The sequence below is a fragment of the Aggregatibacter kilianii genome, assembly GCF_003129965.1.
GTDB lineage: Bacteria > Pseudomonadota > Gammaproteobacteria > Enterobacterales > Pasteurellaceae > Aggregatibacter > Aggregatibacter kilianii_A.
In genome coordinates, this window is the sequence record NZ_NRCJ01000001.1 from 213,058 (window position 1) to 224,992 (window position 11,935).

Genomic DNA, 11,935 nt, shown 5'->3' on the forward strand with positions numbered 1-11,935 from the left:
TAAAAAACAGCAATAAAATCGCAACAGATTGATATATAACCAAATTTCATTATAAACACAAAAACAAAACCTATCCAAATAGGATTTTAAAAATAATATTAGAATATAAAAATAAAAGGAAAATACACTTCTAAAAATATAAAAACAGAGAATAAATTAGCAATAAAAATAAAATGCAAAAATTCAGGTAAAACTTTTTTATAAAAACATCACAAAAAAAACATTTAAATGATATTTTTTAAAATAAAAACAATTAACATATAAACCTATAGAATATAAAAGCCCAAAAAATACAGCAACCAAAGCAATGATAACAAAAGAAAAAAAACAAGTTAAAACAGAACTAACATAGAGGAGAAAAGTAAAAGTCAGGAATAAAAAAACAAAATAAAATAAAAAGAATAAATAAAACAAATCAGAAAACCTGTCTTCTTTATACAGAGAAAGAAATGCTTACATTATTGACACAAGAATCACAATTGCTTACACAAAACTTACAAAGCAATCAAAAATAAAACCGCACTTTTAATAAAAAGTGCGGTGGATTTTTCAGGTATTTTATTAACGATCGTTTAACAATGAAATCGGTCTGGTTTGTTTACGCAACTCCTCCACTTCATCCAACAACTGCATAATCAAGCTTAACGCCGGCATGCTGGCATCAAAATCATGACTCAAACGATGTGCCCGACGCACGCGCGCCATTTGGAATCCGCTGAATACTGCGTGCTCCGGATGTCCTTCCACAGAAATAATACCTTCATCAATCAACGCCAGCAGCCATTGACGCTCACCGGCACACACATTTAACATTTCACTAAAACTCAGTTTAATATCAATATCTTGATTCATCATATTAAGTCCTTATTCTTCCATTATGCCTTGTTCTTCGCTACAAAATGCGCGCTCAATTGTTCCCATGCGGCACGATCCGCGTCGTTTTCCACAGTCGGCACCACAATACGAATATTCAAATATAAATCCCCCGCTTCTTTCGCCGGAATCCCTTTGCCTTTTAAGCGAATGCTTTTGCCGCTTTGACTGTTTGCCGGTAAGTTAATTTGCAATGTTCCGCCGATGGTAGAAACCACGGTTTTACCGCCCAGCGCCGCCTGCCATGGGAAAATATCGATGGTTTGGTAAACGTCTTTTTTGTTTTTTACATAAAGATCAGGCTGTTCGTGAAAACGGATTTTCAAATACAAATCGCCGTTTGAACCGCCGTTAATGCCCGGCAACCCTTGTCCTGATAAGCGAATTTGTTGCCCTTCGGCAATGCCTTTCGGGATTTTCACATTCAAGGTTTTCGCTTGGTGCGTAATTCGTCCGTAGTCGTCAATGGTCGGCACGTTCAAGCTCAAAGAACGCTCCGCACCGTGATATGCCGCCGAAATATCAATACTTAATTCGGCATGTTGATCTTCCCCTTTCATCGGTCCCGTTTGTCGGCCATGTGGTTGTTGCTGTCCGCGACGACCGAAAGCGGAAAATAAATCTTCAAAATGGAAATCGCCCTGCCCGAACGGTTCGCCGTCCGCACCACTATGAAATTCATAATGGCGGAAACCGTTGCCGTCGCCATACGCCCCTTCAAACGGGTTGCCTTGACGAGCGCCGCCGAACGGATTGCCTTGTCCTGCATGGCCAAACGGGTTGGCGAGCATTTCATCATATTCCGCCCGTTTTTGCGTATCTTTCAGGGTTTCATACGCTTCGTTCACTTCGGCGGTTTTCTGCACCGCGTCGGGATCTTTGCTCACATCGGGGTGATATTTCCGCACCAATTTACGGTACGCTTTTTTAATTGCGTCGAGATCGGCATTTTTGTCCACGCCTAATATCTCGTAATAAGTTTGTTTTGCCATAGTTATCCTTATTTCTTTAAATGTTTAAATCGTATTATTCGGTTTGATTTACCACTAAATTCTGAACTGCTTAGGGCAATTTGATGACTTGATCAGAGGAACAGTATAAATTTTCGTCTATTTAATATAATGCCAACCTCGAATTTTTAAAGTGATTTTTTGAAATAAATTATCACGCTGAAGCCTTGTCATTTCTCATCATGGCTAAAATCCGCTATAATGCCTGCCATTTTTCAAGTGCCGATGTCAATACTCCCGTGGCACATTCATTTATAAGAGGTTTTTATGACAACTCCCGTAGTTGCCTTGGTCGGTCGTCCGAATGTGGGTAAATCCACCCTATTCAATCGCCTGACCCGCACCCGCGACGCCCTTGTCGCCGATTTCCCCGGTTTAACCCGCGACCGCAAATACGGTCACGCCCACCTTGCCGGGCACGATTTTATCGTCATTGATACGGGCGGTATCGACGGCACGGAAGAAGGCGTGGAAGAAAAAATGGCGGAGCAATCACTTCTCGCCATTGAAGAAGCGGATATCGTTTTATTCTTAGTCGATGCCCGTGCAGGTCTCACTTCGGCAGATATCGGCATCGCCAATTATTTGCGCCAACGACAAAACAAAACCACTGTGGTGGTTGCCAACAAAGTGGACGGCATCGATGCCGATTCCCACTGCGCGGAATTCTATCAATTAGGCTTGGGTGACATCGCCCAAATCGCCGCCTCCCAAGGGCGCGGTATCGTCAGTCTGATGGAACAGGTGTTAAGCCCGCTGGCGGAACAACTGGCAGACGAAACGAAAGAAAGTGCGGTGGAAAATTCCGACGTTTCTTCTGACATCTCCGAATCTGCCGAATTTGACGAATGGGACGAAGATTTCGATTTTTCCAACGAAGAAGACACCGCACTTTTAGACGAAGAACTGGCGCACGAACAAACGCCCGATAAGAAAAACATCAAAATCGCCATTGTGGGGCGCCCGAACGTGGGCAAATCCACGCTGACCAACCGTATTTTAGGCGAAGATCGCGTGGTGGTTTACGACCTGCCGGGCACCACCCGCGACAGCATTTATATTCCGATGGAACGCGACGGGCAGGAATACACCTTAATCGACACCGCCGGCGTGCGTAAACGCGGCAAGGTGCATTTAGCGGTGGAAAAATTCTCCGTGATCAAAACCTTGCAAGCCATTCAAGATGCCAACGTCGTGCTGTTGGTGATTGACGCGCGGGAAAACATTTCCGATCAGGATTTATCCCTGCTCGGCTTTATTTTGAACGCCGGCCGCTCTCTTGTGATTGTGGTGAATAAATGGGACGGCTTGGATTCGGACGTGAAAGATCGGGTGAAATCCGAACTGGATCGCCGTTTGGATTTTATTGATTTCGCCCGCGTGCATTTTATTTCCGCCCTGCACGGCAGCGGTGTCGGCAATTTGTTTGACTCCGTCAAAGAAGCCTATGAATGCGCCACGCAGAAAATGACCACCTCCATGCTCACCCGCATTCTGCAAATTGCGGTGGACGAGCACCAGCCGCCGATGATTAGCGGTCGCCGCGTGAAACTCAAATACGCCCACCCGGGCGGCTATAACCCGCCGATTATTGTGATTCACGGCAACCAAGTGGATAAACTGCCGGATTCTTACAAGCGTTATTTATCCAATCATTTCCGCCGTAGCCTAAAAATCATCGGCTCACCGATTCGTCTGCAATTCCAAGAAGGCAACAATCCGTTTGCCGGCAGACGCAATAAACTCACGCCAAACCAATTGCGTAAACGTAAGCGTTTGATGAAGTTTATTAAAAAAGCGAAAAGATAAAAGCAAAGAAAGATAAAAAAAGTGCGGTGAAAAATCACCGCACTTTTTTGTCATTAATTATTTTGATAAAACGCCGTCAATGGATAACCGTTTGAAAGCATAGCCTTTATATTCACCCCTTTCCACATATTCAATACCAAAATCCTCAAACAAAATCACGGTATCGTTTATCACTACATAAGGTTTACCCCCTTTCGTTAATACCTCTAATTCATTCTCAGTGTATTTCTTGTGAATATCCAAATTGTGCTGCACGAATAAATCCCGCAGATAGGCGTCAAGATTCCATATGACGTATTCTTCGCTATTTTTCTGCTGAATTTTTAACAGAAAATCAGGTGGATTATTATTACGCAGGAAATTATCACATTCCGCATAAACATCATTTACCTCCCCCTCAAAATTAATCACCGTTTCCAGCTGAATGCGGCATGGTTCCTGCGAGTTACTGACAAGATAACGTTCTGCCATGGCGCCATTAACCCAAAGGAATTGATTGTAACCTTGAATATTTATGGTCTGCTGTTTTCTATTCTGAATGAGAAAATAATCCGTTAAACGATTTTTATACGCTCTACTCTCCACGGAGTCCGGCATCCATTTATAAGCGCCTTCCTCTTTCGGAATGCCATACCGCTGCTTAAATTCAGCCTCCCGTTTTTCGCCGCTATTCAACAACACGGCATAATGTAGTTCACGAAATTCGTCAATGAGCTTGGAAGATTCACCGTCTTTATTTTTTTCGACCCATTGGTTAATGCGTTCTTCCGATAATTTGCCGTTGCTATCTAATAATTGCTGGGTTTTCACGAAATTATCAAAACGCACTAATTGATCTTGGTAAGCGATTTGCTTAGCATCAATCACAAAAACATTGCTCAATAACACCACCAACAACACGCCCGCCAGAAGACGATATTGTCTGATTTTCGGCACGAGCAAAATGAGATGCCATAATACAAGTATCACGGCGCCCATGACTAAGTACACGCGTTCCTGAGTAAAGCCGTAATGATGGATGCGAATAGAGACGGCATACCACAACATTGCCAACGGCAATAGACTCAACCACGGCAACAGACGATAGAATTTTTGCCATTTTTCTTTATCTAACAGCACTTGCACGGTATAAAGCGTAATGCCGATCATCAAATAAGGAAACGCTACATTGGCGATCATGCCTTCCGGCATTTTGCCTTGAACCAGAATCGTCACCGCATAAGCATAAATAATCAGGGTGTAAATCACCAACGCCGGTGATAAAAACCAATTCAGCAAGATTTTAGCTAATTCATTAAAACGTACCCCGGTTAAGTTCGCGCGTTGTGACAAACTTAAATATGACAGCGGGAAAACCCACCACCACGCGGCGAGCCAAATGCGGGAATACACGTCAAAGGAATACAGACGAACATGAAATAATGCTTCAATGGCTGCCACCAATCCGCTACCGGCTCCGCCAAATACGGAAGCCAACAACAGTGCAAACACGAGATTCAGGATTTTATGCAGAAGCTCACTCATAAAAGTGCGGTTGTTTTTTGCCGCGTTTTCACATAAGAAAATCGCTAATACGGCAAGGTTTAAAATACCGAAACGCGCACTTTGTATGAAATCGGTAAGATCAACGAATTTCGCCAGCAACACAAAAGCGATAGGAATGAAAATACTCAAGCGATAATACTTGCTTCCATGGGTCAGATTCACCAGCATAAACGCCATCAATGCCCACACCAAAAAGTCGGCATAACGCTCCATCATTGCATGAGGATCCGACGCAAAAATCGGAATTGCGCCGCAAATCGCCACCAATAAAAGCTCAACAGGATGTCGAATCAAGGCTTGTTTTGCCAGTTGTACAAATTGTGAAAGCCATTTTTTCATAAAGTGTCCTTCTTTTTGTTAGAGAGAATTTCCGCTATTGGCTTTTCCATAGCGAAAATGAATAAATATAAACAACATCATCCCAACTGCCGCAAACACCGCGCCGTAGAAGCCGATATTGGCAAGCCCAATGTATTGCATAACTTGATTACCCAATAGTGCGCCACCGCCGATGCCGATATTATACAGCCCGGAGAAAATCGCCATCGCCACATCCGTGGCATCGGGCGCCAGTTGCAACACGCGCACCTGCAAGCTCAGACCGATACCGGAAATGCCGATGCCCCACACGAATGCCAGCAGAAACATAGAGGTTTGGCTGTGGCTGAGTGGCAATAGCAACAACAGGGAAAGCATTAAAATAGACATCGCACTTAACAAAAATTTTGCCGGCGCAAAGCGGTGAAAGCGGTTAAATAACAAGCTGGCGGTAATGCCCGATAAACCGAAAATCAGCAAAATCGCCGTGGCGGTGCTGTCGCTCATTTCACCGATACGCACGATAAAAGGCTCAATGTAACTGTATGCGGTGAAATGCGCCGAAATAATAAGAATGGTCAGCACATATAAGCCCACCAACAGCGGGCGTTTGAACAGCAACGGCACGGATTTTAACGAACCGGCATTACGGCTCGCCAAGTGCGGTAGGAAGCGATAAAGCAACACAAGCACGGCAAACGCCAAAAACGCAATAATGCCGAACGCCTCGCGCCAGCCGAAATATTGCCCGATAATCCGCCCCAGCGGCAATCCGAGCACCATTGCCAAGGCGCTCCCCATCGCCAACAATCCGATCGCCTGCGCTTTTTTATCTTTCGGCGCCACCCGTACCGCCAGAGAGGTGGTAATCGACCAGAAAATCGCATGTGTAAACGCCACGCCGATACGGGATAACAGCAGGATCCAAAAATCCCACGCCAATACCGATAAGATATGGCTGGCGACAAAGACGATAAATAAGGTGATCAACAGCTTACGCCGTTCCAATTTTGCCGTCATCAGCATAAACGGCAGCGACATCAGGGAAACAATCCAGGCATAAACGGTAATCATCAAGCCGGCTTGCTGTACGGGGATTTGGAAACTTTGCGCAATGTCGGACAACAGCGCAACAGGTAAGAATTCCGTAGTATTGAAAATAAACGCGGCAAATGCCAACAAAACGACGCGAAAAAATTTCAGACGTCGTACAATTTTTAAAGAAACCATATTATTGTTTTAATTTACGTCGAATCAGATCTTTGATTTTATTGCGAAAGTCTTTGTCTAATTGCACTTCATACTGTGGTGAATAGCAACTATCAAAGAAGCGAATAGGTAAAACGAACTCCGCATATTTGTCATTCATCAGTCTAAGGTTAAGGAGAATGTTACATTGCATAGATTGTAAATCCACCCGACCATTGCCCTCGCCTAAAAGTGCGGTGGTTTTTAAGGTCATTTTTTCAATGTCAAGTTGATGTTCCTGTAAACGGAAGCGGCTAATCACCTGTTCATATTTGGTATTAATGCCATCTTTATCTTTTAACTTGATTTCATCCCAATTAATCGGTAAAAACTGCCCTGCCAGATCTAACAGGTTCAGGCCCAGTAATTCGCCGTTTCTCGCATCAAAATAAAACTGACCGTCAATAATTTTGGAATGCGCAAACTGCACGGCAATTTCCACATCGGCGTTGCCGGTAATGGTTTTCGGGAAAGTCAGCCAAGTGAGCAGGCGCTCCATGGGATAATTTTTAGCGGAAAAACCGACCGCACTTTTTTCCGGTTCGCTTACATAATTCAAGCGTGCGGTGCAAGGTGAATCCGGCGAACAATAAGAATCAATATCGGCGGTCAGGTGTTTGGTGTATTGGGATAAGTCCAGCTCCGCTTTAATAAAGCCCAATTTCGCTTCATTCAACACAACATGATCAAAATATGTTACAAGCTTTCTTTCATCGCTACGTTGAATCCCGCCTTTGATAAAGCTGAAATGAAAAACTCTATTGTTGCCATAAAGCGGTTTTGCCAATTCAACAACAACCTGATTTTCACCGCTCAACGTAATCTTGTCGGGAGTGATGTTATCCAAGGAAAAATCAGAAAAGCGCATTTGGATGTTTGCCGAGTTTTGCGCGTTTTCAGAGAGCTTGACGTTTTGAATGTCGACTTCCTGCAATTTAACATCGCCGGAAAATAATGCCGACAAGGGGAACTTGCCCGTCAGTTTTGCAATACTGATTTGGTTGTGCTTAACATTTTCAAATGCAAGATAAGGCTGTGGGAAAACACCCACTTTAAATTGTCGGAAACTCGTTTCGTGTTGCGCCAATTTAGCGGTCACGACGGTTTCCAGTTTCTGAATTTGGACGTAAAAAAAGGCAAAGATCGCAACAAGCACGACCACCGCAATCATTGCGATCTTTTTCATTTATTTGTCCTCGTCAATGCGGCTGGCAACGGCATTTTGTTGGTTTTTGTATTTGGCATCTTTACGGCTGCTATAAGGGCGCGCCGCCGGGCCGCTTAACACTTCAAAGCTCAGGGCGCCGATGATCATATTCGGGCGCAGCGCAAGAGGCAATTTGCCGGAGTTGTAAAATTCCAATACGATTTTGCCTTCCCAACCCGGATCGATACGATGGGCGGTAACGTGCACCATTAAACCCAGACGCGCCAAGGAAGAGCGACCGTCCAGCCAGCCGATAATATTCGCCGGCAGTTTGACGGATTCCAAGGTCGTGGCAAGCGCCAACACGCCGGGGTGCAAGAAAAAGGCTTCGTCGTCACCGATAATGATTTCATCGCTCATCACCGATTCCAACTGCGCCGACACTTCTTCTTTCGGCCCGCTTAAATCAATGTAAGGCGCGGAATGCTCACGAAATACGCGGAAGGAATTGCCCAGACGCACGTCAATGGTAGCGCCGTTAATTTTATCGTTAGACGGGCGTGGATTCAGGGAAATCAAACCGTCGTCCAGATAACGTTCGATGTCGGTATCACATAATCTCATGGGCAGCTCCTATTTTTTGCTTAACAACTGCATGATTTGCGCTTTTAACATATTAATCGCAATGCGGTTTTTGCCGCCGCGCGGAATGACAATGTCGGCGTGCTGTTTGGACGGCTCGATAAATTGCAGGAACATCGGACGCACGGTAGCGCGATATTGATCGATCACCGATTGTAGCGAACGCCCTCGTTCTTCCATGTCACGTTGTAAACGACGAATAAAGCAGATATCCAGCGGTGTATCTACGAACACCGAAATATCCGCCAATTGGCGCACACGCTCATCGGTTAATAATAAAATGCCTTCTAAAATAACAATGCGTTTCGGGGTGAAATGGGTGACGTCATCGGTGCGGGTGTGATCAACATAGCTATAAACGGGAATATCCACGGCGTTGCCGGCTTTTAACGCTTTCAAATGTTGAATAAGCAAGTCGCGATCCATGGAATTAGGATGGTCATAATTGGTTTTCACCCGCACGGACATATCCAAATGGCTTTGATCTTTGTAATAACTATCTTCCGCAATAATGCCGATTTCTTCGCAACCTAATTCATTACACAACTCTTTGTGCACGGTGGAAGCGATGGAGCTTTTACCGGAGGCGGAAGCCCCCGCAATAGCGATAATAATACAAGATGAATGTTGCGTGTCTGACATACCGATTTCCTTCCCTTTTGACCTGTGATGCGCGGGTAAATAAATGCGCCAAATTATAAAGAAAAAAATCCTATTTTTATAGAGTGCCCGCCCATAATTCGACAGGCTTTATCGCCAATTGATAAACAAAATTTCTCCAATCAAAAGCTGAAACGATAAATTCACTCCATAAAATTATTATTTTTGTGAGAATTCTCACATTAATTTTTAAAAAATTTCGTTAATATTCCCAGCAACCTAAAACCAAATGCCAACGCAGGTTGGCATTAAATTTTTATATCTCATGGACAATTAAGAGGTTATTCGTATGAAATTAAAATCACTTTCTCTCGCCATTTCCACCGCACTTGTCGCCGGCGGATTACTTGCCTCCCAAGCGGCTACCGCCAAAGGACGCTTAGTGGTTTATTGTAGCGCCACTAACATTTTATGTGAAACCACTACCAAAGCCTTCGGCGAAAAATATGATGTCAAAACCTCCTTTATTCGTAACGGTTCCGGCAGTACTTTCGCCAAAGTAGAAGCGGAAAAAAATAACCCGCAAGCGGACGTTTGGTTCGGCGGCACTTTTGACCCGCAAGCTCAAGCTGCCGAACTGGGGTTGGTTGAACCATACAAATCCAAACACATTGATGAAATCGTAGAACGCTTCCGCGACCCGGCAAAAACCAAAGGTCACTACGTTTCTGCCATTTACATGGGGATTTTAGGCTTCGGTGTGAACACCGAACGTCTTGAAAAATTAGGCATTAAAGAGGTGCCGAAATGCTGGAAAGACTTAACTGATCCACGCTTAAAAGGCGAAGTCCAAGTTGCCGATCCACAAAGTGCGGGAACAGCTTACACCGCCCTTGCCACCTTCGTGCAACTTTGGGGCGAAGACAACGCCTTTGAATTCTTAAAAGCCTTACACCCGAACGTTTCCCAATACACCAAATCCGGCGTTACCCCATCCCGTAACGCGGCGCGCGGCGAGGCGGCGGTCGGTATCGGTTTCTTACACGATTACGCCCTTGAAAAACGCAACGGCGCTCCGTTGGAATTGGTCGTGCCGTGCGAAGGTACCGGCTATGAATTAGGCGGTGTGAGCATCTTAAAAGGCGCCCGCAACCTCGACAACGCCAAATTATTTGTGGATTGGGCGTTATCCAAAGAAGGTCAAGAACTTGCTTGGAAACAAGGGGATTCCTTACAAATTTTAACCAACACCACCGCAGAACAATCCCCAACCGCATTCGATCCGAACAAATTGAACCTGATCAATTATGACTTTGAAAAATATGGTGCCACCGAACAACGCAAAGCCTTAATTGAAAAATGGGTACAAGAGGTGAAATTAGCGAAATAACGCAAAAAGTGCGGTCGAAAATTGAATTGTTTTTTTGACCGCACTTTTATTTCTGTATTATCTTGCCTTCCCCTGCTTGCGGGGGGACAAAACGCAAAGCGTTTTGAGCGTTGGCTTTGCCAACGACCCTAAAGGGGTGAGCAAGTAAGCTGTGCGAACTTGCGAATAACGTGCCCGCAGGGCGGAAGGGGGCATAATCCCCCCCTCAGCCTTCGGCAGCTCCCCCCGTAAACGGAGGGAGCCAAAGAACATAGCGTAAAAATTATAACGGAGTCATAAAATGAAACTCTCAAAAATTGCGTTAGCGCTTTCAGGTGTTGTATTAAGTGGGGTGTTATTGAGCGGCAATGCCACTGCCAAAGGACGTTTGGTGATTTATTGCAGCGCACAAAATACCATGTGCGAACAGGAAGCCATGGCGTTCGAGAAAAAATATGATGTGAAAACCAGTTTTATTCGTGGCGGTACCGGCACCATTTTAGCCAAAATTGAGGCGGAAAAAGAGAATCCGCAAGGGGACGTTTGGTATGGCGGCACCATGGATCCGCATTCTCAAGCGGGTGAAATGGGCTTGTTAGAACCTTATAAATCACCGAATTTACCGCAAATTGTGGAACAATTTCGCGATCCGGCAAAAATGAAAGGCAATTACTCCTCCGCCATTTATCTTGGCGTGCTGGGTTTTGGTGTAAATCCTGAACGCTTGCAAAAGCTCAATTTGCCGATACCAAAATGCTGGAAAGATTTAACCGACCCGATGTATCGCAATGAAATTCAGGCGGCGGATCCGCAAAGTTCGGGCACAGGCTACACTCAATTAGCCACTTATATGCAGCTTTGGGGCGAAGAGGAAGCGTTTAACTACCTTAAAGCCTTGAATAAAAACGTATCCCAATACACCAAATCCGGCAACACGGCGACCCGTAATACTGCCCGTGGCGAAACGGCAATCGGTATCGGCTTTTTACACGAATATTCTTTAGAGAAAGCCAAAGGCGCGCCGGTAGAATTGGTGGTTCCATGTGAAGGAACGGGCTATGAAATCGGCGGTGTAAGCGTCATCAAAGGTGCCCGTAATCTTGAAAACGCCAAACTTTTCGTGGATTGGGCGTTATCTAAAGAAGCGCAGGAGTTAACCTGGCAAAAAGGCGAAGCCTATTCCATTTTAACCAACACCACCGCGCAACAATCGCCTTATGCGTTGGATTTTAAATCCGTTAATTTAATTAACTATGATTTTGACAAATACGGCGCCACCGATTTACGTAAACGCCTGATCACCAAATGGGTGGATGACGTCAAATTAGCCAAATAAACCATGAATTAGAAAAAAAGCGATGCGCCGTTGCATTG

At 44.8% G+C, this 11,935-nt stretch carries 10 protein-coding genes; 3 read left to right on the forward strand and 7 right to left on the reverse strand.

The window, feature by feature from the left end; translation table 11 throughout:
- Window positions 1-561: 561 nt before the first annotated feature.
- Window positions 562-852 carry a chaperone modulator CbpM gene (locus DK430_RS00930; protein WP_109077338.1) on the reverse strand — a complete coding sequence of 97 codons (291 nt, stop codon included), beginning with the start codon at window positions 850-852 and terminating at the stop codon, window positions 562-564.
- 23 nt (window positions 853-875) lie between these two features.
- Entirely contained in the window at window positions 876-1,865 is a 990-nt protein-coding gene (locus tag DK430_RS00935; RefSeq protein WP_109077244.1) for a DnaJ C-terminal domain-containing protein, read from the reverse strand.
- Between the two features lie 285 nt (window positions 1,866-2,150).
- Here DK430_RS00935 and der point away from each other — a divergent pair, with 285 nt between their 5' ends.
- Window positions 2,151-3,692, forward strand: a complete 1,542-nt coding sequence (gene der / locus DK430_RS00940) for a ribosome biogenesis GTPase Der (protein WP_109077245.1) — start codon at window positions 2,151-2,153, stop codon at window positions 3,690-3,692.
- Window positions 3,693-3,749: 57 nt separating this feature from the next.
- On the opposite strand, the gene DK430_RS00945 is transcribed toward der, so the two are convergent.
- Genes DK430_RS00945 through udk form a run of 5 tightly spaced genes read right to left on the reverse strand, consistent with a single transcriptional unit; the run spans window position 3,750 to window position 9,234 of the window.
- Window positions 3,750-5,576: a DUF4153 domain-containing protein gene (locus tag DK430_RS00945; protein ID WP_109077246.1), complete on the reverse strand. Its 1,827-nt coding sequence runs from the start codon at window positions 5,574-5,576 to the stop codon at window positions 3,750-3,752.
- Between the two features lie 18 nt (window positions 5,577-5,594).
- Window positions 5,595-6,785, reverse strand: a complete 1,191-nt coding sequence (locus DK430_RS00950) for a sugar transporter (protein WP_109077247.1) — start codon at window positions 6,783-6,785, stop codon at window positions 5,595-5,597.
- A 1-nt stretch (window position 6,786) separates the two neighbouring features.
- Window positions 6,787-7,989 carry an AsmA family protein gene (locus tag DK430_RS00955; RefSeq protein WP_109077248.1) on the reverse strand — a complete coding sequence of 401 codons (1,203 nt, stop codon included), beginning with the start codon at window positions 7,987-7,989 and terminating at the stop codon, window positions 6,787-6,789.
- On the reverse strand, window positions 7,990-8,574 hold the full coding sequence (gene dcd, locus DK430_RS00960; protein WP_109077249.1) for a dCTP deaminase: 585 nt from the start codon (window positions 8,572-8,574) through the stop codon (window positions 7,990-7,992).
- 9 nt (window positions 8,575-8,583) lie between these two features.
- Complete coding sequence (udk, locus tag DK430_RS00965) at window positions 8,584-9,234, reverse strand: uridine kinase (protein WP_109077250.1); 651 nt, start codon at window positions 9,232-9,234, stop codon at window positions 8,584-8,586.
- A 307-nt stretch (window positions 9,235-9,541) separates the two neighbouring features.
- Between udk and DK430_RS00970 the strand changes: the two genes are divergently transcribed.
- Window positions 9,542-10,582 carry an ABC transporter substrate-binding protein gene (locus tag DK430_RS00970; RefSeq protein ID WP_109077251.1) on the forward strand — a complete coding sequence of 347 codons (1,041 nt, stop codon included), beginning with the start codon at window positions 9,542-9,544 and terminating at the stop codon, window positions 10,580-10,582.
- A 280-nt stretch (window positions 10,583-10,862) separates the two neighbouring features.
- On the forward strand, window positions 10,863-11,897 hold the full coding sequence (locus DK430_RS00975) for an ABC transporter substrate-binding protein (RefSeq protein WP_109077252.1): 1,035 nt from the start codon (window positions 10,863-10,865) through the stop codon (window positions 11,895-11,897).
- Window positions 11,898-11,935: the final 38 nt, after the last annotated feature.